This window comes from Pseudomonas triticicola, from assembly GCF_019145375.1.
In the GTDB taxonomy this organism is placed as follows: domain Bacteria; phylum Pseudomonadota; class Gammaproteobacteria; order Pseudomonadales; family Pseudomonadaceae; genus Aquipseudomonas; species Aquipseudomonas triticicola.
In genome coordinates this window covers 1-23,298 of the sequence record NZ_JAHSTX010000002.1, presented here as the reverse complement: position 1 = coordinate 23,298, position 23,298 = coordinate 1, and the positions used below count along the sequence as shown (strand labels likewise).

Annotated in this window: 16 protein-coding genes; 9 read left to right on the top strand and 7 right to left on the bottom strand. The window is 59.9% G+C overall.

Annotation, left to right across the window (positions count from 1 at the left end):
- The first annotated feature begins 223 nt into the window (after positions 1-223).
- The 6 genes from KVG85_RS21870 (at position 224) to yccS (ending at position 10,036) form a co-directional block, all read left to right on the top strand.
- The gene (locus KVG85_RS21870) at positions 224-1,666 is read left to right on the top strand and encodes a TldD/PmbA family protein (RefSeq protein ID WP_071173866.1); all 1,443 of its coding nucleotides are present in this window, start codon (positions 224-226) and stop codon (positions 1,664-1,666) included.
- Positions 1,666-3,003, top strand: coding sequence for a TldD/PmbA family protein (locus KVG85_RS21865; protein ID WP_217865022.1), 1,338 nt, complete (start codon positions 1,666-1,668; stop codon positions 3,001-3,003). The genes KVG85_RS21870 and KVG85_RS21865 overlap by 1 nt, the downstream gene beginning before the upstream one ends.
- Positions 3,004-3,193: 190 nt before the next feature.
- Positions 3,194-4,621, top strand: coding sequence for a multidrug transporter subunit MdtD (gene mdtD / locus KVG85_RS21860; protein ID WP_042606617.1), 1,428 nt, complete (start codon positions 3,194-3,196; stop codon positions 4,619-4,621).
- Between the two features lie 292 nt (positions 4,622-4,913).
- Complete coding sequence (dbpA, locus tag KVG85_RS21855; RefSeq protein WP_024014613.1) at positions 4,914-6,299, top strand: ATP-dependent RNA helicase DbpA; 1,386 nt, start codon at positions 4,914-4,916, stop codon at positions 6,297-6,299.
- Positions 6,300-6,452: 153 nt separating this feature from the next.
- Positions 6,453-7,631 (top strand): BaiN/RdsA family NAD(P)/FAD-dependent oxidoreductase, encoded by a 1,179-nt coding sequence (locus KVG85_RS21850; RefSeq protein ID WP_217865021.1) that lies wholly within the window; start codon positions 6,453-6,455, stop codon positions 7,629-7,631.
- A gap of 230 nt (positions 7,632-7,861) precedes the next feature.
- Positions 7,862-10,036 (top strand): YccS family putative transporter, encoded by a 2,175-nt coding sequence (gene yccS / locus KVG85_RS21845; RefSeq protein ID WP_217865020.1) that lies wholly within the window; start codon positions 7,862-7,864, stop codon positions 10,034-10,036.
- A gap of 99 nt (positions 10,037-10,135) precedes the next feature.
- Here the strand turns inward: yccS and KVG85_RS21840 are convergent, their stop codons facing one another.
- The gene (locus tag KVG85_RS21840) at positions 10,136-10,873 is read right to left on the bottom strand and encodes a substrate-binding periplasmic protein (protein WP_071173870.1); all 738 of its coding nucleotides are present in this window, start codon (positions 10,871-10,873) and stop codon (positions 10,136-10,138) included.
- Positions 10,874-11,128: 255 nt separating this feature from the next.
- Here KVG85_RS21840 and KVG85_RS21835 point away from each other — a divergent pair, with 255 nt between their 5' ends.
- On the top strand, positions 11,129-11,581 hold the full coding sequence (locus tag KVG85_RS21835; protein ID WP_056786498.1) for a GNAT family N-acetyltransferase: 453 nt from the start codon (positions 11,129-11,131) through the stop codon (positions 11,579-11,581).
- A 96-nt stretch (positions 11,582-11,677) separates the two neighbouring features.
- Here KVG85_RS21835 and KVG85_RS21830 read toward each other — a convergent pair whose 3' ends face one another.
- Genes KVG85_RS21830 through KVG85_RS21820 form a run of 3 tightly spaced genes read right to left on the bottom strand, consistent with a single transcriptional unit; the run spans position 11,678 to position 14,655 of the window.
- Positions 11,678-11,974 (bottom strand): winged helix-turn-helix domain-containing protein, encoded by a 297-nt coding sequence (locus tag KVG85_RS21830; protein ID WP_016772794.1) that lies wholly within the window; start codon positions 11,972-11,974, stop codon positions 11,678-11,680.
- A gap of 18 nt (positions 11,975-11,992) precedes the next feature.
- Entirely contained in the window at positions 11,993-12,487 is a 495-nt protein-coding gene (locus KVG85_RS21825; protein ID WP_137214278.1) for a M48 metallopeptidase family protein, read from the bottom strand.
- 44 nt (positions 12,488-12,531) lie between these two features.
- Entirely contained in the window at positions 12,532-14,655 is a 2,124-nt protein-coding gene (locus KVG85_RS21820; protein ID WP_217865019.1) for a putative bifunctional diguanylate cyclase/phosphodiesterase, read from the bottom strand.
- A 312-nt stretch (positions 14,656-14,967) separates the two neighbouring features.
- On the opposite strand from KVG85_RS21820, the gene KVG85_RS21815 reads away from it, so the two are divergent.
- Both KVG85_RS21815 and KVG85_RS21810 read left to right on the top strand, forming a co-directional pair.
- Positions 14,968-15,636: a polysaccharide lyase family 7 protein gene (locus KVG85_RS21815; RefSeq protein WP_217865018.1), complete on the top strand. Its 669-nt coding sequence runs from the start codon at positions 14,968-14,970 to the stop codon at positions 15,634-15,636.
- A 193-nt stretch (positions 15,637-15,829) separates the two neighbouring features.
- Positions 15,830-20,716 carry a dermonecrotic toxin domain-containing protein gene (locus KVG85_RS21810; protein ID WP_217865017.1) on the top strand — a complete coding sequence of 1,629 codons (4,887 nt, stop codon included), beginning with the start codon at positions 15,830-15,832 and terminating at the stop codon, positions 20,714-20,716.
- Positions 20,717-20,845: 129 nt separating this feature from the next.
- Here the strand turns inward: KVG85_RS21810 and KVG85_RS21805 are convergent, their stop codons facing one another.
- From KVG85_RS21805 to KVG85_RS21795, 3 genes are all read right to left on the bottom strand, one after another.
- Positions 20,846-21,217 carry a DUF6124 family protein gene (locus KVG85_RS21805; RefSeq protein WP_186568943.1) on the bottom strand — a complete coding sequence of 124 codons (372 nt, stop codon included), beginning with the start codon at positions 21,215-21,217 and terminating at the stop codon, positions 20,846-20,848.
- A 410-nt stretch (positions 21,218-21,627) separates the two neighbouring features.
- Complete coding sequence (locus tag KVG85_RS21800; RefSeq protein WP_217865016.1) at positions 21,628-22,914, bottom strand: type II toxin-antitoxin system HipA family toxin; 1,287 nt, start codon at positions 22,912-22,914, stop codon at positions 21,628-21,630.
- Complete coding sequence (locus KVG85_RS21795; protein WP_225926886.1) at positions 22,907-23,170, bottom strand: helix-turn-helix transcriptional regulator; 264 nt, start codon at positions 23,168-23,170, stop codon at positions 22,907-22,909. Before KVG85_RS21795 ends, KVG85_RS21800 begins: the two co-directional genes overlap by 8 nt.
- Positions 23,171-23,298 lie beyond the last annotated feature (128 nt).

Genomic DNA, 23,298 nt, shown 5'->3' with positions numbered 1-23,298 from the left:
GCAGGCTCGCTCCCACATTGGAATGCATTTCAACTGTGGGAGCGAGCCTGCTCGCGAAGGGGCCCTCAAATTCAGCACAAATTCCCCCGCTGCACAGTAAATCCCCCTACACCCCCTCTTCACTTGATCCTACCCCCACGCAGGCCTACTCTAGACCTCGCGTAACCGTTTCACCCCTCCCCGCTGTCGCCATGCCGCTACTCCATTACAAGGAGGTTCTCGAATGTTCGATTTCCACCCCCAGCTCAAGCAGCGCTTTGCTGCCTTGCGCACGGGCGCTGAATTTTTTTCCCTGCGGTATGTGCGCGAGTCCGGGCAGTTTCTGTCGGTGCGCAAGAACGTCGCCGAACCGCCGAGCCTGAGCCGCGATGAAGGCGCAATGCTCACCGTGCGCGTTAATGGCGTCGAAGCCTACGCGGCGACCAATGACCTCTCGCAACAAGGCCTGCAAGCCGCTCTCGAGCGCGCCGAGCAACAGGCCCGCCGGCTCAAGCCGCACGCCTTGCTCGATCTGCGCGAGCAGACGCTTTCCAGTGACCGCGCTGATTATTTTTCACCCAACCTCGAACAGCCCTTCCCGTCCTTGAGCGAATGCTTCGATCTGCTCGGTGCGGAATCCGCCTCGGTGCCAAAGGATGAGCGCCTGGTCAATTGGCAGGTGAGCATCGGCATCACTAACGTCGAGCAGATCTACCTGAGCAGCGCCGGCGCCGAATTGCGCCAGGCCCAGCGCTTCGTTTATCCGAGCCTCGACGTCACCGCCTACGACGGCAACGACAGCCAGACCCGCAGCCTCGGCCGCGAGAACTTCGGCCAGCAGGGTGGCGCCGATGTCATCAGCCGCTGCGGTCTGGTCGGTGCAGGTCCGCAAGTCGCCGACCAGGCCCTGCAACTGCTGCTCGCGCCGAACACCCCGCAAGGCCCGCGCGACCTGCTGCTGATGCCTGATCAGATGATGCTGCAGATCCATGAATCCATCGGTCACCCGCTGGAGCTCGACCGCATCCTCGGCGATGAGCGCAATTACGCCGGCACCAGTTTCGTCAAGACCAGCGATTTCGGCAGCCTGCAATACGGCTCCAACCTGCTCAACGTAACCTTCGACCCGGGCATCCCGGAAGAACTCGCCAGCTACGGCCATGACGACGACGGCACTGCGGCGAGCAAACAATTCCTGATCCGCGACGGCCTGTTGCTGCGGCCATTGGGTGGGGCACTGTCGCAGTATCGTGCCGGCCTCGAAGGCGTTGCCAACAGCCGCGCCTGCGGCTGGAACCGGCCACCGATCGACCGCATGGCCAACCTCAACATCGAGCCGGGCGATCAGACGCTGGAGCAGATGATCGGTGGTATCGAGCACGGCATCCTGATGAGCACCAATCGCTCGTGGTCGATCGACGATGCGCGCAACAAATTCCAGTTCGGCTGCGAATGGGGCCAGTTGATCGAGCATGGTGAACTTAAAGGCGTGGTGAAAAATCCCAACTACCGGGCCATTTCCGCGCACTTCTGGAAGAGCCTGCGCGCCGTCGGCGATGCCAACACCGTCAAGGTGCTGGGCACGCCGAACTGCGGCAAGGGCGAACCGAACCAGGTGATTCGCGTCGGCCACGCTTCGCCGGCCTGCGTATTCAGCAACATCGATGTGTTTGGGGGAGACGCCTGATGAGCATTTCGAAGCGTCAGTCCGACGCCTTCAACGTCATGGTCAACTGGCTGCGCGACAGCGTGCGCGAGCCGGAACAGTTCACGCTCAGCTACGCCGCCGAAACCTCGGCGTTCGTGCGCTTCAATCACGCCAAGGTGCGCCAGGCCGGGCAAGTGCAACAGGCCAACGTCGGCCTGAAACTGATCAACGACGGTCGCCACGCCGACCTGCAGATCACCTTGTCCGGGGATCAGGAAGCCGATCTGCAACGCCTCGCCGAGGGCCTGCAACAACTGCGCGAAACCCTGCCGCTGCTGCCGCAGGATCCGTACCTGCTGCTCAATCACAACAGCTGGCAGAGCACGCACGTACAAGCGCATCCGCTGCCGGACACCGAAGATGTCGTTGGGCAAATCTGCGCTGCCGCTGAAGGTCTCGATCTGGTCGGCTTCTATGCTGCCGGCCCGATCAGCCGCGGTTTCGCCAGTTCCGCCGGCGCGTTCGGCTGGCATGAAGCCAACAGTTTCAACTTCGACTTCAGCCTGTTCCATGAAAACGGCGAAGCGGTGAAGGCCAGCTACGCCGGGCATGACTGGAGCGACGAAGGGTTTGCCCGGCGTTTCGCCCAGGCCCGCGAACAGCTGGAGTTTCTCGGCCGACCGTTACGCACTTTGGCACCGGGACAGTACCGCGCCTATCTGGCACCGGCAGCGCTGGAAGAAATCATGGGCATGCTCAGTTGGGGCGGGTTCTCGGCGCAGTCGATCGCCAGCAAGAGCAGTCCGTTGCAGAAACTCTACGTCGGCGATCAGGCGTTCAGTCCGCTGGTGTCGCTGGATGAGAAAGTCAGCGAATCCCTTAGCCCGGCGTTTTCCGCCGAGGGTTATCCGCGCAGCGATCTGCGTCTGATCATCGAAGGCCGGGCCGGCGATCAACTGGTCGGCTCGCGCAGCGCCGCCGAATATGGTCTGGCGGCGAACGGTGCGGGTGGCGGCGAGATGCCCAGCGCATTGAACATGGCCGCCGGTGATCTGTCGCAAGCAGAGATCCTCAAGCAGTTGGGCACCGGCCTGTACATCAGCAACCTGTGGTACCTGAACTACTCGGATCAACCGGCGGCGCGCATGACCGGCATGACCCGCTTCGCGACCTTCTGGGTCGAGAACGGCGAAATCCAGGCGCCGGTCAGCACCATGCGTTTCGACGACAGCGCCTATAACCTGCTCGGTTCGCAGCTGGAAGCGTTGACCACCGAACGCGAATTGCTGCTGTCGGCCAGTACCTACAGCCAGCGCAATACCTCGTCAGCGCTATTGCCGGGGGCACTGGTCAGCCGGTTGACCCTAACGCTGTAAAACAAAGATCCCCGGCACACAGGGGATCACCTGTTGGAATAGAAACTGTGGCGAGGGGATTTATCCCCGATGGACTGCGCAGCAGTCCCGCTTTTTTGGGGCCGCTGCGCGACCCAGCGGGGATAAATCCCCTCGCCACAGGGTTTCATGTTTGAACAAAACTCTGGATTAACCACCCACACGAGGTTCCATGCCCAACCGCCCGCCTCTCGACGCCATCACCGCCCGCTGGTTGCCGTGGGTCGTCGCCATCGCCTTCTTCATGCAGTCCCTCGACGGGACCATCCTCAACACCGCGCTGCCGGCCATGGCCAGCGATCTGGCCGAAGACCCGTTGCGCATGCAGGGTGTGATCATCGCCTACATGCTCACCGTGGCCCTGCTGATCCCGGCCTCCGGCTGGATCGCCGACCGCTTCGGCACCAAGAAAATCTTCTTCGGCGCCATTCTGCTGTTCAGCTTCGGCTCGCTGCTCTGCGCTTTGTCCAGCAGCCTGAGCATGCTCATCGGTGCGCGGGTGATTCAGGGCCTCGGCGGTGCGCTGATGCTGCCGGTCGGGCGGCTGGTGGTGCTGCGCGCCTATCCGCGCTCGGAACTGGTGCGGATCATGGGTTTCATCACCATTCCCGGCCTGCTCGGCCCGCTGATCGGCCCGACCATGGGCGGCTGGATGGTGGAATACGTGACGTGGCATTGGATCTTCCTGATCAATCTGCCGGTCGGGGTGATCGGCTGTTATGCGGTGTGGAAGTTCATTCCCGACCTGCGCGGCACGGAGCGCACGCGCTTCGATAGCCTCGGCTTTCTGCTGTTCGGCGCGGCGATGATCCTCATCACCATCGCCATGGAAGGCCTTGGCGAACTGCACCTGCCGCACCTGCGGGTGATGTTGCTGCTGTTCGCCGGCATGGCCTGTCTGGCGGCGTATTGGCTGCGCGCCGGGCACATCGAAAACCCGTTGTTCGCGCCGTCATTGTTCAAGACCCGCACGTTTGCCGTCGGCATTCTCGGCAACCTGTTCGCGCGACTGGGCAGCGGCGCTTTGCCGTTTCTGGTGCCGCTACTGCTGCAAGTGGCCTTGGGTTACTCGCCGTCGCAAGCCGGGATGAGCATGTTGCCGCTGGCCGCTGCGGCGATGATCGCCAAGTGGGTCGCGCGGCCGCTGATCGAACGCCTCGGCTATCGCATCGTGCTCACCGGCAACACGCTGGCGCTGGGGATCATGCTGGCGAGCATGGGTCTGGTCAGCGAGCAGACGCCGTACTGGCTGCTGCTGTGCCTGCTAGCCGTGCTGGGTGCAATCAACTCGCTGCAATTCACCGCGATGAACACGGTGACGCTGATCGACCTCGACGATGCCAGTGCCAGCAGCGGCAACAGTCTGCTGTCGGTGGTCGCGCAGTTGTCGCTGAGCCTCGGCGTGGCTTGCGCCGGTGCGCTGCTCGGCGGCTTCACTGCGAAGGTCGGCAACGATGGCGTGGAAACCGTACTCGGTGCGTTCCAGCTGACCTTCGTCACGGTCGGTGTGATGGCGATGCTGGCGGCGACGATCTTCTCGCAGCTGTCCAAGGAAGACGGCCGACGGGCGAAACGGCCACAGGAGCACATCGAGCACTGATTGTGCTGGAGGACATCTGTGGCTGCTGAAGAACTTCTGTGGCGAGGGGATTTATCCCCGCTGGGGTGCGCAGCAGCCCCAAAACGGTTGGATGCGGTCAGCCGGATGAATCGAGGTGGCAGGTATTGGGGGTGCTGCGCACCCCATCGGGGATAAATCCCCTCGCCACAGATAAATCCCCTCGCCACAGGTAATCCCTGCCTCGGGTTCAATCGCTGTTCGTCCAGAACTGTCGAGGAAACCGGCACGGGGCTGCTACACTGCGCGACATTTTGTTTTGCAGGCCAGTCCCGTGACCACCATCGCCACCGCTTTTAATACTCTGCCGCTGTCCGCCGCCATGCTGGCTAACCTCGAATCACTCGGTTATGCCCAGATGACGCCGATCCAGGCGCAGAGCTTGCCGGTGATCCTCAAGGGGATGGACCTGATCGCCCAGGCCAAGACCGGCAGCGGCAAGACCGCCGCATTCGGCATCGGCCTGCTCAACCCGATCAACCCGCGCTACTTCGGTTGCCAGGCGCTGGTGATCTGCCCGACCCGCGAGCTGGCCGACCAGGTGGCCAAGGAAGTCCGCCGTCTGGCCCGCGCCGAAGACAACATCAAGGTCCTGACCCTGTGCGGCGGCGTGTCGTTCGGCCCGCAGATCGCTTCGCTGGAACACGGCGCGCACATCATCGTCGGCACCCCGGGGCGCATTCAGCAGCACTTGCGCAAGGGTTCGCTGGTGCTCGATGGCCTGAACACGCTGATCCTCGACGAAGCCGACCGCATGCTCGACATGGGTTTCTACGACGCCATCGAAGACATCATCATCAAGACCCCGGAGCGCCGGCAGACTCTGCTGTTCTCCGCGACCTACCCTGTGGGCATCAAGCAACTGGCTTCGAAATTCATGCGCGATCCGCAGACCGTCAAGGCTGAAGCCTTCCACGACGACACGCAGATCGAGCAGCGCTTCTACGAGATTTCCCCGGAAGAGCGCATGAGCGCGGTGACCAAAGTCCTGCACCACTTCCGTCCGGCGTCCTGTGTGGCGTTCTGCTTCACCAAGCAGCAGGTTCAGGAAACCGTCGATCACCTGACCGCCAAAGGCATTTCCGCTGTAGGCCTGCACGGCGATCTGGAACAGCGTGACCGCGATCAGGTGCTGGCGATGTTCGCCAACCGCAGCACCTCGGTACTGGTTGCCACCGACGTCGCGGCCCGTGGTCTGGATATCGATGCGCTGGACATGGTGATCAACGTCGAGCTGGCGCGCGATTCGGAAATCCACATCCACCGCGTCGGCCGTACCGGTCGCGCGGGCGAGAAAGGCATCGCCATCAGCCTGGTCGCGCCGTCCGAAGCTCATCGTGCGCAAGCCATCGAACAACTGCAGAAAGCGCCGCTGAACTGGGATCAGATCGACAACCTCAAGTCCCAGGGACTGGCGCCGCTGCAACCGCCGATGACCACCCTGTGCATCGGCGCTGGCCGCAAAGACAAAGTGCGCCCGGGCGACATTCTTGGCGCACTGACCGGCGAAGCGGGCATTCCCGGTGCGCAGGTCGGCAAGATCGCGATCTTCGATTTCCAGGCCTACGTCGCCGTTGAACGCACCGTGGCCATGCAGGCCTTGCAGCGCCTGAACGACGGCAAGATCAAGGGCCGCTCGTTGCGCGTGCGTATTCTGTAAGCGATCTTCCATCCATAGGAGATCCCCTGTGGGAGCGAGCCTGCTCGCGAATGCAAACTGTCAGTCGACATCATTGTTGAATGACACAACGCTTTCGCGAGCAGGCTCGCTCCCACAGTTTGTTTTGTAGCGACCCACCAAGAGGACACCGTTTTGCGCTCTACCGAAGTCGTGATCATTGGCGCTGGCGCGGCCGGCTTGATGTGTGCCCTGACCGCCGCCGGGCGCGGGCGTCAGGTGTTGCTGCTCGACCACGCGAACAAGGCCGGCAAGAAAATCCTCATGTCCGGCGGTGGCCGCTGCAATTTCACCAACATGTACACCGAACCGAGCAATTTCCTTTCGCAGAACCCGCATTTCTGCAAATCGGCGCTGGCGCGTTACACCCAGTGGGATTTCATCGGCCTGGTCGGCAAACATGGCGTGCCGTACCACGAGAAGAAACTCGGCCAGTTGTTCTGCGATAACAAATCCAGCGACATTCTCGGCATGCTCCTTGATGAATGCGATCAGGCCGGCGTCGAGCTGCACCTGGACACCTCGATCCAGACCATCGAAAAAACCGACAGTGGTTATCTGCTCGACACCACCCTCGGCCAGGTCCAGTGCCAATCGCTGGTGATCGCCACCGGCGGGCTATCGATTCCGACCCTGGGCGCTACCGGTTTTGGTTATCAGGTCGCCAAACAGTTCGGCCATGAGCTGCTGCCGACCCGCGCCGGGCTGGTGCCGTTCACCATTACCGACCAGCTCAAGGAGTTGTGCACAGAGCTGTCCGGCACCTCGGTGGATTGTCTGGTCAGCTGCAATGACCAGAGCTTTCGCGAGAACATCCTGTTCACCCATCGTGGCCTCAGTGGCCCGGCGATCTTGCAGATCAGTTCGTTCTGGGAGCCCGGCGACACGGTGGAGATCAACCTGCTGCCGGATCACGACGCGGCGAGCTGGTTGCAACAGCAACTCGCTGAACGCCCGAACAGCGAGTTGAAAACTTTGCTTGGCGAGATCTTCACCAAGAAGATGGCCAACCTGCTGGCGGACAACTGGTTTGTCTCCAAACCGATGAAGCAGTACACCCACGCTGAACTGGCGGAGATTGCCGAGAAGCTTGGCAGCTGGAAGGTCGTGCCGGCGGGAACTGAAGGCTATCGCACGGCTGAGGTGACACTGGGTGGCGTCGACACCCGCGAGGTGTCGTCGAAGACCATGGAGTCGCTGAAAAGCCCGGGCCTGTACTTTATTGGGGAAGTCCTCGACGTCACCGGGCATCTGGGCGGCTTCAATTTCCAGTGGGCCTGGGCCTCTGGTTACGCCGCCGCGCAGTACGCTTAACTCAAGGCCACATACAAAACCCTGTGGGAGCGAGCCTGCTCGCGAATGCGGTGTACCAGCCGACATCAATGTTGAATGACACTCCGCTTTCGCGAGCAGGCTCGCTCCCACATTGGTTTGTGGTGTAAGTAAAAGGAACACTTTTTGCTGTCAGATGTGCTCGGCGCCATTGCGTCGGCGTCATTACTGGCTCAATTTAGCGGCATCGCCTCGGAAGGCCTTCGCACTTCATGTCCTCGACCTCGTTTCGTCAGTCTTTGCGGCGCCTGTGGGCGCTGGATAAATTCAGCTACAGCGTGCGGGTATTCATCGCCCTGACCGGCAGCATGGCGCTGTGCTGGTATCAGGATGAAATGGGCCTGCTAATCCCGTTGTTCCTCGGCATCATTGCCAGCGCCCTGGCCGAAACCGACGACAGTTGGCAGGGTCGCCTCAACGCTCTGGCGGTGACGCTGGTGTGTTTCAGCATCGCCGCGCTGTCGGTGGAGTTGCTCTTTCCCTACCCGATCATTTTCGCCGTGGCCCTGGCGCTGGCCAGTTTCGGCCTGACCATGCTCGGCGCGCTGGGCGAGCGTTACGGTGCGATCGCCTCGGCGACGCTGATTCTGTCGGTGTACACGATGATCGGCGTCGATCAGCGCGGCGGCGCGGTTACCGATTTCTGGCATGAACCGATGCTGCTGGTCGCCGGCGCGGCGTGGTATGGCCTGCTGTCGGTGCTGTGGCAGGCGCTGTTTTCCAACCAACCGGTGCAGCAGAGTCTGGCGCGGCTGTTCCGTGAACTGGGCCTGTACCTGAAGCTGAAATCCTCGCTGTTCGAGCCGGTCCGGCAGATGGACGTCGAAGCCCGCCGCCTCGAACTGGCGCAGCAGAATGGCCGGGTGGTCGCCGCACTGAACACTGCCAAGGAAATCATCCTGCACCGTGTCGGCAACGGCCGACCGGGCTCGAAAGTCAGCCGGTATCTGAAGTTGTATTTCCTCGCGCAGGACATCCACGAACGCGCGAGCTCTTCGCACTACCCATACAACGCGCTGGCCGAGGCGTTTTTCCATAGCGACGTGCTGTTCCGCTGCCAGCGCCTGCTGCGCCAGCAAGGCAAGGCCTGCCGGGCCTTGGCCGAGTCAATCCAGATGCGCCAGCCGTTCATCTACGACGCCAGTTTCGCCGAAGCCCTGAATGACCTGCATGCCTCCCTCGAACATTTACGCATCCAGAGCAACCCGGCATGGCGCGGCCTGCTGCGCTCGCTACGCGCCCTGGCGGCCAACCTCGGCACCCTCGACCGCCTGCTCAGCGATGCCAGCAACCCCGATGCCCTGGCGGACGCCACCGACAGCAGCCTGCTCGACCGCTCACCGCGCAATCTCAAGGACGTGTGGATTCGCCTGCGTACACAACTGACGCCGACCTCGCTGCTGTTCCGCCATGCCCTGCGCTTGCCGCTGGCACTGAGCATCGGCTACGGCATGGTGCACCTGATCCACCCGTCGCAAGGCTACTGGATCATCCTCACCACGCTGTTCGTCTGCCAGCCGAACTACGGCGCCACCCGGCGTAAGCTCGGCCAGCGGATCATCGGCACGGCCATTGGCCTGACGGTGGCCTGGGCGCTGTTCGATCTGTTCCCCAACCCGGTAGTGCAATCGTGCTTCGCCATTGCTGCCGGCGTGGTGTTCTTCACCAATCGCACCACCCGCTACACCCTGGCGACGGCGGCAATCACGATCATGGTGCTGTTCTGCTTCAATCAGGTCGGCGATGGCTACGGGCTGTTCCTGCCACGGTTGTTCGATACCTTGCTGGGCAGTTTGATTGCCGGGCTGGCGGTGTTCCTGTTCCTGCCGGACTGGCAGGGTCGGCGCCTGAACAAAGTGCTGGCGAACACCCTGACCTGCAACAGCATCTACCTGCGCCAGATCATGCAGCAATACGCCGCCGGCAAAAGTGACGACCTCGCCTATCGCCTGGCGCGCCGCAACGCGCACAACGCCGACGCGGCGCTGTCGACGACACTGGCGAACATGCTCATGGAGCCGGGGCATTTCCGTAAGGAGGCGGATGTCGGCTTCCGCTTCCTGGTGCTGTCGCACACGTTGCTCAGTTACCTGTCCGGGCTCGGTGCGCACCGTGAAACGCAACTGCCGGCGGATGTGCGCGAGCATCTGATCGAAGGCGCCGGGGTGAAACTGGCGACCAGCATCGACGAAATCGCCCAAGGCCTCGCGAGCAAGCAGCCGATCGCGATCCAGAGTGATGAAGAGGAGGCGCTGGCCAATGAGCTTGAACAGATGCCGGAGGAGATTGATGAAGGGCAGCGACTGGTGCAAACGCAGCTGGCGCTGATTTGCCGCCAGTTGGGACCGCTTCGGACATTGGCGGCGCATCTGATCAAAGAGGTCTAGCTGCAAGTTGCAAGCTACAAGCTACAAGCTACAAGCTACAAGCCAAACGCTACCCGGCTTCTAACTTGCAGCTTGCCGCTTGAAGCTTGTAGCTCCCAACTACATTCCGTGCCGCCGCAATAACTTCTCATAAGTCCCGTCAGCCTTCATCGCTGCAATCGCCCGGTCAAACCCGGCAACGATCTGCTCATGCTGCGGATTCTTCAGGCTGACCAGAATATGCAGGCTGTTCTCACTCAACGGCTTGGGTAGGAACTCCACCGAATTGCGCACCTTGGCCGATTCCCGCGCCAGGTAATACTTCGCTACGTACTCATCCTCAAGCGTCAGCTTGACCCGATCCGCCGCGAGCATGCGCACGCCCATGGCGAAGTTGTGCACAGGGACTTTCTGCATCGCCGTGTCGGCATCGAACGGGGCGGAATAGGCATAGCCGCGCACCACCGCAATCGGATAGGTGTGCAGTTGCTCGAGGCTGTTGTATTCAATGGGCGCGTCTTTACGCTTGAGGAAGCGGATGCGGTTGATCAGGTACTCGCCGGAAAACTGGCCGATCTGCGTGCGCTCGTCGTTGTACCAGGCGTTGACCAGAACGTCGTAACGCCCCTCGCCGATCCCCAGCAATGCGCGCGCCCATGGCACTTGCTCGTAACCGCTGGCATAACCGGCGCGAGCCAGTGCGGTGCTGACAATGTCGGTGGCCAGGCCACCGTTGACCAGTGCATCGTCGGTAAACGGCGGCCAGTTATCGAACGCCAGCCGCAGCTTCTGCGCCGCAGCATCCTGGCCGAGCACCAGCAGTCCGATCAAAGCAACGGCTTGAAGCAATCGCAGCATGCTTGAACATCCTCAGCGGGCAACCGCCCGACGTGGTTTCACGTCAAAACCCAAGGCCCCTTACCGGCAAAACCCAAGCATTGAACATTAGCTCATGGGAGCCAGTGGACAGTGCTCTTGAGCAGATTACACAAAGTCGCAGCCAGCGCGAGAAAGGAATAGTGGCATTTTGACCTTTATCACAGACTGTTGCGCCATACAGACATACGGCGCTGCTGCGCTTAGTATCGGGCGACATGGTCAAGGAATCGGAAAATGACAATCGAGTGGATCTGCAAACATCATCGTGATCTGGGCAAAGAGCAGTTGTACGCCCTGTTGAAGCTGCGCTCTGATGTATTCGTGGTCGAACAGAAATGTGCTTATCCAGACCTCGACGGCCAGGATCTGGAGGGCGATACCCATCACCTGATGGGCTGGGAGGATGATCAGCTGATGGCTTATCTGCGCCTGCTCGACCCGGAGTCCCAAGGCGGCGACGTGGTGATTGGCCGCGTGGTGACCGCGCCCGCCGGCCGTGGCAAAGGGTTGGGCCACGCGATGATGGAACAGGCGCTGAAGCAGGCCGAAAAGCACTGGCCGCAGGTACCGATCTATCTGTCGGCGCAGGCACATCTGCAGGGGTATTACGGCAAGTACGGGTTTGTCGCAGTCGGCGAGGAATATCTGGAGGATGACATTCCGCACATCGGCATGCGTCGGTCCTGAAGGCCCTTTCGCGAGCAGGCTCGCTCCCACAGGGAATGCATATCCATTGTGGGAGCGAGCCTGCTCGCGAAGGCGTCAGAACCGTCCGCGCAGGAATCAGGGGTATTCCAGCACCGCTTTTATCTGCCGCAAATTGCGCTCGATCCAGCCGCGATCAATCGCTCCCCATTCACGAATCCGATAGCGCCCGGCATGATTGCGTGCGCCCTCTTCCTGTTCGAACTCGCAGATGATGTCCAGATCGGCCAGCGCGGCAATCGTGTCCTGCGCCGTGCGTCGCGGCATGCCGGTGACTTCGGTCAGCGTCGGCACACTCGGCGCCAGGCCGCTATCGATCAGATAAGCCACGTACAAACGGCGATAGAAACTGCTCTTGGTCTTGCTGACGTCCATCCACACCTTCCTGATTGGTCAAGCCTGCATATCCCGCCACGTCAGGTACACACGCAGATCGAACTCGATCTGGTGATACCCCGGCAGCATGTGCTCGCACAGTTTATAGAACGCCTTGTTGTGATCCGATTCCTTGAAGTGCGCCAGCTCGTGCACCACGATCATCTTCAGAAAATCCGGCGCGGCATCCTTGAACAGCGCGGCGATGCGAATTTCCTTGTTGGCCTTGAGCTTGCCGCCCTGCACCCGCGACACCGTGCTGTGCAGACCGAGCGCGCGGTGGGTCAGGTCGAGGCGGTTGTCGAACAGCACTTTGTCGATGGCCGGCGCATTGCGCATGTACTGCTGCTTGAGATCCAGCGCGTAGCTGTACAAGGCCTTGTCGCTTTGCACGTCATGCCGCCCCGAATAGCGTTGATCGAGGTAATCACCCAGCCGCCCTTCGGCAATCAGTTGGCGCACCTGATCCTGCAATTGCGCGGGGTAGGCCTGGAGGTACTTCAACACAGTCATGGACGAGCGACGCGGTTCGAAAAAGGTCCGCCAGTGTAGCGAATTCAACCGGGCAACGCGCTCCAGTCAAACGGTTCGACGAAGCTGACCGCGTCTTCGGCGATCAATGGCCGCGCGACGAGGAAGCCCTGCACATACTCGCAGCCATGGGCTTGCAGCCACTGATATTGCTCGAGGGTTTCCACTCCTTCGGCAATCACCAGCAGACCGTATTGCTTGCACAGGTCGATGACCATGCGCACCAGCGCCGCATCACGTGGCGAGTCCGGCAGGCGCGCGATCAAGTGGCGGTCGAGCTTCAGTGTGTCCAGTTCCAGATCGCGCAGATGTGCCAGCGAGCACGGCCCCGAACCAAAATCATCCAGCGCCACGCGCACCCCGAGATGACGTAGCAGCCGCAGTTGCTTACGGGTTTCGTCCGGGTTTTGCATCAACGCTTCTTCGGTGACCTCGACTTCCAGTTGCTGCGGTTGCAGCGCATGGCGTTCCATGACTTGACGCAATTCAGTGACCAGATTCGGCAGGCCGAACTGGGTATTGCTCAGGCTCACGCCAAGCACCAGATCTTCAGCGAACAAGGTTTCCCAGGCTTTACGCTGACCGGCGCCACGGTGATAGATCCAGCTGCCGAGGCGACTGATCAAGCGCGCCTCTTCCAGCAATGGCAGAAACAACCCCGGCGGCACATCGCCGACGCTCGGATGCTGCCAGCGCAGCAACGCTTCGAACCCGCGGATCTGTCCGCTGCCGATCGCTACCTGCGGCTGGTAGACCAGATTGAAATCACGATTCTCGATGGCCTCGCGCACACTGTCTTCAAGCATCAGACGCGAGCGTGCGCGACCGTTCATTTCATGATCATAGAAGCGATATTGCTGACGGCCGGCACGCTTGGCTTCGTACATGGCAATGTCCGAAGCGCGCAGCAAACCGTCGAGATTGCGCCCGCAGTCTGGATAAGTAGCGATGCCGATACTGGCGCCAAGGACGATATCCAGACCTTCGATCTGCTGACAGACCGATACCCGTTCGATGAGTTTTTCGGCAATCTTCGCCGCTTGCTCGGGAAACTCCAGATCCAGCAGCGCGGTGAATTCATCGCCGCCCATGCGCGCGAGAATATCGAACGGCCGCAGGCACGCCTTCAGTTGCTCGGAAACCCAGCGCAACACGCGATCGCCGGCATCGTGGCCGAGGGAATCGTTGACCCGTTTGAAGCCATCAAGATCAAGGTAGAGCAACACCCAACTGCTGTCGCTGCGTTCGCCGCGCAACAGCAGGTTTTCCACGGTCTGGTAGAACCCGCGCCGATTGAGCAGCCCGGTCAGCGGATCGGTCACCGCCTGGAACTCCAGTTGCTGGTGCAAGTGACGCACCACCGACATGTCCAGCACCGTCACCACCATCGCATGCTGCTCCGAGGGCAGCGGCGCGCAGGACAAGGCCACCGGCACTTGCTGTCCCGGCGCCGTGCGCAGCAACGCATCATGCAGGCGCAGGGTTTCACCGCGTTGGTAGCCGGCGTAGAACTCGGAATCGGCCCACAGGGGAATGTGTGGCTTCTGCAGGAAATCGAGAAACTCCTTGCCCTCAAGCTCCTTGACCGGCGCGTTGAGCAGTCGCGAAATCGCCGGGTTGGCAAAGCGAATCACGCCGTCCTCGCTCAGCACCAGAATGCCTTCGGCTGCGTTGTCCAGCACCGAGGCATTGAAGGCGCGCGCCACTTCCAGGTCATGACTGAGGCGTTGCAAGGCACGACGATTGCGCTGGTGCTCGAGCAGCGCCTGGACCTTGGGCTTGAGGATTTGCGGATCGAACGGCTTGAACAGGTAATCCACCGCGCCGCTGGCATAGCCCTTGATCACGGCGTCCTGAGATTGCTCGTTGGCGGTAAGGAAAATGATCGGCGTCAGCCGCGTGCGCTGGCTGCCGCGCATCAGCCGTGCGACTTCGAAACCGTCCATGCCGGGCATCTGCACATCGAGCAGAACCAGATCGATGTCGTGTTCGAGCAATAGGTTCAGCGCCTCGAAACCAGAGGCGGCGGTCATCACGTGCCAATCCTGACGCTGCAGCAACGCGCGCATGCTGATCAGATTTTCGGGGTAATCATCGACGATCAAAAGGACCGAGCTGCCTTCACCTGGCTGGGGTTGCGCGCATTCCATGCTGCTTCTCTTATCGGGACCGGTTGCCGGCAAAACCATAGACGTACTGAGCCTTCACTCTAGACGCGGATCGGTGAAAGCAGAAGCTGTCATCCCGCCATCATTTAGACAATGCTCAACCCAGCCGACTAACGGTCACCGCTACAGCCCCCGAAAACCGGGCGGGATGGCATTTCGACAGGACTTTGACGTCAAGTAATCGCCGGACGGGCATTAACAAAAAATGCCGCTACGCTTATAAAGACGCCCGAAAACGCGCGGGCTAGAGCTTCTGGCACCGGCGTTCCGGATGAATAGATTGGAAGAACCGTCATGATCGACCTCGCAACCTGGAACCTCAGCGTTCCTGTTGGCAGCCCGCCGTACACCGTCGAAACCTCAAAACTGGTGGATGGCTTCAAGGATCAGTACTTCCATTCCGACACCGGCACCCTGTTCTTCTGGTCCCCGGTGACTGGCTCGAAAACCGAAAACGCCATCTACCCGCGTACCGAACTGCGCGAAACCTACAGCAACGGCACCCTGCGCAACTGGTATTACCCGGACGCCGACAACCTGCTGCGCGCCACCCTCGCGGTGAACAAGGTGCCGAGCTCGGGCAAGATCGTCATCGGCCAGATCCACGCGTACGAAAGCCAGCGGCCGATGGTCAAGCTCGAATACCAGTACAAGGAAAAAACCCAGACCGGCAATCTGGTGATCAAAGTGCGCATGCGTCCGGACGACGCCGAAAGCCGCGTCATCACCCTCGCTACAGGCATCAAGCTCGATCGCGAATTCAACTACCTCATCCACTTGAGCCCCGGCGGTGCGCTGGGCGTGAGTGCGGCGGGGTATCAGTGGGATTCCCAGATCAGCGCGACGTGGCGTGACAAGCCACTGTACTTCAAGGCCGGGGTGTATGTGCAGGACAACACCGGGTATACGAGTGAGGGTGGACAGGTGATGTTTTCGAAGCTGGATATTGATCACAACAAGTGACACGACAGGCAGCGGACCCGGCAAAGCGTGCCGACACAAGCGGCAACAGCAACAGGCGCGACGTAGTAGTTATGTATGCCGGGTCCGTTCCCGGGAGTCTTTAGGTTAGGGCGAATCGAACAATCGATTCGTGTGCGGCGCCGCCCGTAGTGGTGGTGGCTGCACCGCAACCAACCTAGAAGGAACCTGGGTGATGAACGCTTCCCCTCCCGATTCTGCCGAAGACGCGCTGCGTCAGTTGGCGCCCTGCACCCTCGCCATCGAGCATCTTCTGGATGCGCAGCCGACTCTCGCTACGGTAATGGCCTCTCATTTGCGTAAGGGCCTGGCGGCGCTCGTGCCTGAAAACCCGCCGGACCCTGACGCGGTTTTTCTCAACGAATATGTCTATGACACGCCCTCGCCCGATGCTCCAGATGGCGCTGCGCGAGTGCGGCGTCTGACGCGAACGCGCAACCTGACACAGGTCCTTCACGAAGCTATTGTCAGTCAGAAAATACCTACCGCCCTCGAGAAAGAGCCGCCAACCGGCCAGGTCGACAAGGCCGTGGGCTTTTACCCACATGCGTACGATACCGGCCGCGACAACGACATCGCTGCGCTGCAAGTCGCAGCCGTGAATACGCTGATCCGCGATTTGCAAGAAGACACGCCGATGCTGTACTGGCGCGCGCTCGATGTTTTCTGGTCTTCGCCACATGCCACCACTGGTGCCCTGACAGTCCTTGAGGCCGTGAGCCAAAAGCAACGTGTGATGTTCAGGCTCGAAGCGGATCTCAAACTGCACGATGCCCGGCAACAACTTATCCAGGCTGAGCAGGCATTGCAGAAAAAGCCTGGAGACAAGTCGCTGCAAACGACGGCCGACAACATCCGGACGCACCTGCAGGTGATGACCGAAGGCAGGCAACTGATCGAAAACCTCGTACTCCACGAGACCACGCGAACCGCCACGCCCGCGCAGGTGGTCAGCATTACTCTCCACAACAGTGCCGAGCCCGAATGGTCGGCACTGCTGAGCGGCTGCTTCATCATCACCGAGCGATTGCATGGGACTCGTCCGACCGTGCTGTACTCCCCGCAATTCGGCGTCGAAGTCTTCGAGCACTTCAACGCCATGGAGAGTTTTCTGCGGCGGCGTCTGGTGGCTGATCCGGAAAAAACGTTGCTGCTCGGCAACGTTGCGTTCAATAACCGAACCCGGGCCGGCGAAGAAATGAAGCAGGGGCAGCGTTTGCGCTACACCGCGGTTACCGGCGATGTATTCAAAACCTGCCTGAAAAAGCGACGGCAGCAGCAGGATGTCGAAGTCGATCACGCTTTAAGCGGTTCTCTTGCCACCTTCGACGCCTTGGCCAAGCATTTACAGACGGCGTTGGCGCTACCACTCAAAGGCAGTCCTGACTTGATCGCACGGCTGCCCGTAAGCGCCGAGCCGACTAAAGTCACCGCTCTCGCCCACACTTTGCCCGACGCTGAACAGCAGACGCGCCTGATTCAGCAGTGGAACGCACTCAATCAGCAAATCGGCGATGTACTTGAAGAGCAGAAACATCCTTGTTTGAAGAACGCGCTTTCCTCCCTGCTCAACGAGACCTTCCCTCAGCTGCCTGCCGATACCGAAGCAGCCTCTTTGTACGTGACCCGCTATCGCACCGGCGCAGACGGGCTTCGTCAGTTCGAGTCGTCGCGCCCCTTGCTTGAGGCCTTGCGCACCTTATTGCTTTGGGAAAATGCCAAGGTGCCAGCCGAGGATGGCGAAGCAGGGCCGCAAGCAGAGGCCGACCCTGTGAGTGAGGGCGTATTCAGTAGCTCCACCGTCTGCGACGAAGCTGAGCAAATTGTGCAAAACGGTTCGCTGACGCAATTGGCTGACGCTCTGCAAGCCCGTTTGACCGAGCAAGTCCGCGACTACTGGCAAACGCCGTTAGCGGCAGAGCTGGCGTGCCCACAGGCGCGACTGATCGACCTGCACCGCCAGGCGCTGAACGTCCAGGCTTGCCTGCGCTCAGCCGACCAGACGCTGAGCCCCCAGGCCAGACTGCTGATCGACCGCGCCCTGCGTTTTCCGACCCTTGGTCGCCGGGAGGCGCACTTCAAGCCTGGCGCGCGCCCCGGTGTCTATCGAGTGACAGTGAATACCGCCAGCGCCGAAGGCGCGCGTCTGGCCGGCAGTTTCGTCCTGACCTCGAACGACGGCTCCAGCCCGGTCTTGCCGCATTGGCCCTATGGCCACAAGAGCCTGAGCACGCAAGGCCTGAGTGGCAGCAGCGGCGCCAGCCTTGTCGTGCTGTATACGCCGCAGCAAGGCTTTGAAGAACTGCCGAATCTGCAAGCATTACGAGACAGGCTCGTAGCGCGCATCAATGCCGGCGACGAAGTCGGGAAATTATTTGCCGCCGGCTTGCCGCTGGCGGCGCAGCACATGAAAAGCGGCCTGTGGGGCAGTGATCTGCGCTCTACCTTTGCGCCGATAGAGGACGACTTTGTTGCCGACGGCATCCAGACGCTGCTGGACAAACAGCAGTCCGACATCGATACCCTCATGGGTCTGGCCCATAGCGAGTCGGACCGCGAAGGCAACGCCCGCCCGCAGATGCTCGAACTGCTGGATATGGCCGGAGCGTTCATGGCGCGTAACCGCCTCTTGCTGGATCACTGGCAGGAGGACTGGGAAAAGCGCCTCAGTCAGGCCGATCGTACGGCGCTGCAGAATCTGGCCCGGGACGCAGAGGAAAAACAGCTGCAACTGAGCCAGCAATGGAAGGCGCTTGTGCCGACTATCGCCGAGTATGCCAAGGCACAGGTATTGCTGAAAATTCGTGCCTTCCTCGCAGAAAAAAACCCGGATGGCCAGATCCGTGCTGCCTATCCTGTAGACGGCATCGATCCGGATCAAACCCTGGTGATCCGCACTACGCGAACCCGCGTCGGAGCCGGCATGCAATCAGGATTTGCATCGGTGCATGAAAGCGTCGCGAGCACACGCATGAGTCTGACCAATCTGCTGCTGAAAAATAACCAACCCTGGCAGAAGAGTCTTTCCTGGAGTGAAGAACACCTGTTGGAGGCCACACTGACCACATCGAAGGGTCTTTGGGTGCGTGACTCCGGTGGAAAAGCCGTCACTCTGGACAAACAATGCCTTGAACAATGGGTCAAGGAACTGAACATCGGTCATCGGTATGCGCAGGAAGTGCTCGATAGATATCTCGCTCCGCAAGCCACCAACATTGATGGCCAAGCCTTGCAAAAAGCCTGGATCGCAACTCAGGCAGCAACACTTGGCTACGCAGCCTTGTCCGCACGGTTGAGCCCGGACGCATACAGCACGGTGCTACCCAGCGACAATTCGCAAAAGACTGCCGCCGCATGGGTGTCGGCAGTTCTGTCTTCGCCAGATCCCGATAAACGCGCCCTGGTCGATGGACAGGCAGTCATCGCCAACGCTCTGGTGTTCAATCCCACCGGTAATGCTCCGGATGGCCGCGGCGGGCAAAACGTGAACGGCGTGTTGATTCTGTCCGCAGCCAACACCGGCTTGCGAGTGCTGTATACCCCGAGCGCGCCTGATGGCATGGACCTGCGCGAACTCGCCAGCGAAACCGACTTGCCCCGACTGATGCGTGGCGCCTGGCAGACCTGGCTCCAGGCACGATTACCGCCCAAAACCCGCCTGCTCAATCACCGCCTTGTCGCTTGCAGAGGCGATGTGTTTGCCGGGCTTTATCGGCAAAACTATCTTCACCTGCTAGCCAGGACAAACGCTGAAAGCGTGACCAATGAAGAACTGCTTGACCAGTCCCGGTTCAACCAAGTGATGTTTGGAATCGAGGTGGTGACCACGGTACTGGGCGCTTTGCCCTGGAGCGGACCGATGGCTTCATCCGCGATGAAATGGCTGGGCGGAGTGGGTCGCAGCACCGTCAGCGCCCTGCGTAGCCTGGGACAAAACGTCGCCGGGCTGATTGTCCGTCGCGGGGCGGCAAATCGAACATTGATCGAAGTCGCAACGGCCACCACTCAGCTCACCGGCGCTGCTCGCGCCACAGGTATCGGCATCAAACCGCTGCAGTTGCTGATCAGACCGGCCAAAAGCACAACATTGGCGGACCTGACGGGCTACCAGAAAGCCTTTCTCCAGGAAAACTCCCGTCTGGCAGTCGCGGGCGGTATTCCCGCCGGTTCGTCTCTGGCCGAAGGTTCGGGCATCTATCGCACCCCATCCAATACCTTGCTGGTACGCAGCACCGGTGCAAAAGGTGAAGATCAGGTATTCCGCATTCAGAACTCATTCAATCTCTATGATCCCAATGGGTTGGTTGCCCCCGTGCTGACACCGAGTGGAGCCCTCACCTCTTTTCGGCTACGCAGGATGACCAATCAGCTCTGGACACTCGATACGTTGAATCGGCTACCTGGAGGCGCACCCAAGGCCGATAGCAGGGTCGTCAAGGCGCTCAGGGAATGGGATGCACGAATCACTGCCAATGCTCAATCCGCAAATCCCTTGCATACTCTCGACCCCGTACCCTTTTTCACCGAGCGCAACATTCCGGCACGGAGCTGGAACAAATTCGTGAAAAAAAACACTGGAGAAATCAATACGCTCGGCTACTCGATGCTCAGGCCCGGACAATACGAGAGGCTGACGGACGAGCTTTTTCAAATATGGCTTTCCATGAATCAACCCACCAGGGAGGCTGCGGAGACGTTCGCCAGTACTCACCGCCTTCACCCGTTGATGTGGAGCAAGTTCGTTACAAAAAAAGGCGAGCTGACCGTCCCAGGTAGTATTCGGGCTATAAAGCTGCAAAAAGGTCCCGAGGGTAAATACACGAACATCACGGACCAGCACTTTCGCGACTGGTACCAGCTTTCTCTGCAATCGGAAAACCGGAACCGATACGCCACCGTCAAGTTCGCACTCGATAACAATATCCATGCTCAATCCTGGATGAAGTACGTCAACGCCAAAGGCGAATTCAGGATGGCGGTTCCGACGGTGGCAGAGCGCGTCAACCGGCTGGGGCTGACACAGAATCTGCCGCAAGCGTGGCCATCCGGCTCTGCAACCTGACGAGTGATGGGGGTCGAATTGCTGCGGGCACACTCATTACGGGAGTGCGCCCGCTCGCGATGACGGAGGATATTGAGCCTGTTTGCCGACTGACTCACTGCGATCGCCAGCATGCCCAGTCCGGCAAACTCAGCTGGGCGCCGCAGACTGTGCCACTTCGACGTTATCCAGCACCCGGTTCACCGCCAGCTCCGCCAACATGATGATCTGCGCAATCGCCAGAATCGTATGGCGCTGCGGGCTCTCGACATGCGCGGCGATGTCACTGGTCATGACGCTCGCCGATGCAAGGGATTCACAGGCGTGGGCCAGCAGGCTCTCGTTGTCCATATCACCGACGATCTGGAACATCGCACTGGGGGTGCGCGGCTTTTGCCCGCTGCCGTTCGGTTTCAGGTAATGATCGAGCGCACGTTCGGCGGCGTCGTGCAGCTTTCTGGAGTCGAGGGATTCGTAGGGAGAGGTTTCGGTTTCAGGCGGATTGGGGGTGGGTTTGATCATGGGAAACATACTCGATGGCTGGTTGAAGTGACGCTGCCATCTCCGTTTTCCAGGCGAAGGGGTGGCAGCTGAGCGCGGACTGGAAAAACCGGTCAACCAACCCAAACCGGCAGGCCCAAAGGCCTCCCGCGCACAGCCGCCATAACATAGCAATCGCAAAGCGGCCGCAGTATGCCATGGGCAGGGTTGGTATAAATCGGGTTTTCCAGGCCCGGCCGCTGATGCATCAGCGACACTCAAAGCCTATCCACCGCGCTTCCGACGAACAACCGACGCAACATGTCGGAAATCTCCACCTCAGACGCTGCGTCTGTAGGACGAGCTTTTAAACATGCGGGCCGCTGCCTTGGGGAAATGTCGCGTATACGCGACTTTGAGGAGCAAATGTCACGGCAGCGGTACACCGCTTATCATTTATCAGACTTTTCTTTTCTGCCGCCTGATAAAGGATGACGCTTCAAACCTGAACCGACCGAGTCATTCAACGCAACCATGCGCCCGGTGTCCCATTCGCGTTGCATCCCTGCAAACAATTCAACGTCTATCCGTGGTCGGTGAATCAAAAGCGCCTGACTCATTGCCTCGGCTATCCGTTCGACGATCAGTGCTGGCTTATCCACAGCGCAGTGTTTACGACCAAACTCAATCAATTGCTGACGATCCGGATAAGCTTTGGCCTTGTTCATCTTGATGGCGAGAGTACGGTCAACCAGCGATCGCCCGGTCCTGGGGTTGTAGTTCTCGTATACGGTGGTGGTCGTGACATCGTATACCGGCGCCAACTGCACCGTTTCAGTGGCCGCAGGGTGCGTGTAGGTCACTCCGAAGTTTTTCAAATGCGCATCGCCGTTGCGCACCATGACTGAAAGACAAACGGATGAAAAAAATCGCTCCAGTTCTCGTATCGGGTCGGCATGCCTGCATACCTGACGGATCACTGCAGCAAGGGTTTCGTAGCTCTGCGAATATTTATAGTTATCGTGGGGATCCTTGTTTAACCCCAGCAGTACCGCCATGTCTTCAAAGCCAAGGCGATCAGACGCCGTCAGATCAAAACGCTCCATGACAAACAGCTCACCGTTATCGGAAAGCCAGAAAGGCGGCGTGTCCAGTCCAGCCAGCCGCGCTGCTTCCAGACAAAGAAACTCGTTTTGAGCCAGGTGCTCATACTCTTCCGCTCCTGATTTGACAATAAGGTCGGAGCTGATCATGGTTTTTCGACTACCAGTCAGTTTGTCCAGATCGGGCACCAGAACCTTGGGCTGAACACCTGAAATGCCCGACTCGAAGTAGGTTTCGACCAGAAAACCGAAAACATGCTGAGAGGTCTCCGCCGACAGAATCTCCCGCAGGCCGACCTGCGCACGAACAGAGCCTGAAGGTTCTATCGGATTCTCATACGTGAGGCGACCGATCTGATTACCGCCAATCACGGACAACAGGCGCATTTCATCCACTTGCATATGCTTGGCCATGCGCCGCTTGATTTGGTCGGCCAGATATCCTTCAGGCACATTCATATCGAAGATGGGCTGCAATACGCTGCTCACCGACGGTGTCGGGTCATAGGGCATGACCAGGGAAACTTCCCGGAGTGGCGACGCTGACTGGTAAGCGAAAGAAAACTGCGAACCTTCGGACAACTTGCCCGAATGGCCCTGAGGCGTAATGACATTCAGTCGTTTCACCTTACTCATCATGCTCCACCAATTCGGCGAGTGATTTGAGATCTATTCGGTTATCGACAATCTCCAACGCCATGCCTAACGCGGCAATAACTCTAAACACCGTATAAAAAGCGACGTTTTCGCCTGCTTCGAGATCGATGATGGTTTTGCGGCTGCAGTGAGCCCTATGCGCAAGCAGCGCCTGACTGTAGCCCTTGGCTTTGCGCAATTGGCGAATACGCTCGGCGAACGTTGCTGGGTTATCGAGAAGCAAAATGTCACCCATATCGGACTTAAAATAGGTTAGCGCTAGTAAAGTCCACTTTAGGTGACATTTCAAGCAAGGGGTGCCGATGTCTCGTCACATCATTTCCACCACAAAAAACCCGCCTCTCCAGACTATATGAAAACCTG

Coding starts and splice junctions, on each gene's coding strand:
- KVG85_RS21870 (WP_071173866.1), top strand. CDS start 224: ATGTTCGATTTCCACCCCCAGCTCAAGCAGCGCTTTGCTGCCTTGCGC.
- KVG85_RS21865 (WP_217865022.1), top strand. CDS start 1,666: ATGAGCATTTCGAAGCGTCAGTCCGACGCCTTCAACGTCATGGTCAAC.
- mdtD (WP_042606617.1), top strand. CDS start 3,194: ATGCCCAACCGCCCGCCTCTCGACGCCATCACCGCCCGCTGGTTGCCG.
- yccS (WP_217865020.1), top strand. CDS start 7,862: ATGTCCTCGACCTCGTTTCGTCAGTCTTTGCGGCGCCTGTGGGCGCTG.
- KVG85_RS21840 (WP_071173870.1), bottom strand. CDS start 10,873: ATGCTGCGATTGCTTCAAGCCGTTGCTTTGATCGGACTGCTGGTGCTC.
- KVG85_RS21835 (WP_056786498.1), top strand. CDS start 11,129: ATGACAATCGAGTGGATCTGCAAACATCATCGTGATCTGGGCAAAGAG.
- KVG85_RS21830 (WP_016772794.1), bottom strand. CDS start 11,974: ATGGACGTCAGCAAGACCAAGAGCAGTTTCTATCGCCGTTTGTACGTG.
- KVG85_RS21825 (WP_137214278.1), bottom strand. CDS start 12,487: ATGACTGTGTTGAAGTACCTCCAGGCCTACCCCGCGCAATTGCAGGAT.
- KVG85_RS21820 (WP_217865019.1), bottom strand. CDS start 14,655: ATGGAATGCGCGCAACCCCAGCCAGGTGAAGGCAGCTCGGTCCTTTTG.
- KVG85_RS21815 (WP_217865018.1), top strand. CDS start 14,968: ATGATCGACCTCGCAACCTGGAACCTCAGCGTTCCTGTTGGCAGCCCG.
- KVG85_RS21810 (WP_217865017.1), top strand. CDS start 15,830: ATGAACGCTTCCCCTCCCGATTCTGCCGAAGACGCGCTGCGTCAGTTG.
- KVG85_RS21805 (WP_186568943.1), bottom strand. CDS start 21,217: ATGATCAAACCCACCCCCAATCCGCCTGAAACCGAAACCTCTCCCTAC.
- KVG85_RS21800 (WP_217865016.1), bottom strand. CDS start 22,914: ATGAGTAAGGTGAAACGACTGAATGTCATTACGCCTCAGGGCCATTCG.
- KVG85_RS21795 (WP_225926886.1), bottom strand. CDS start 23,170: ATGGGTGACATTTTGCTTCTCGATAACCCAGCAACGTTCGCCGAGCGT.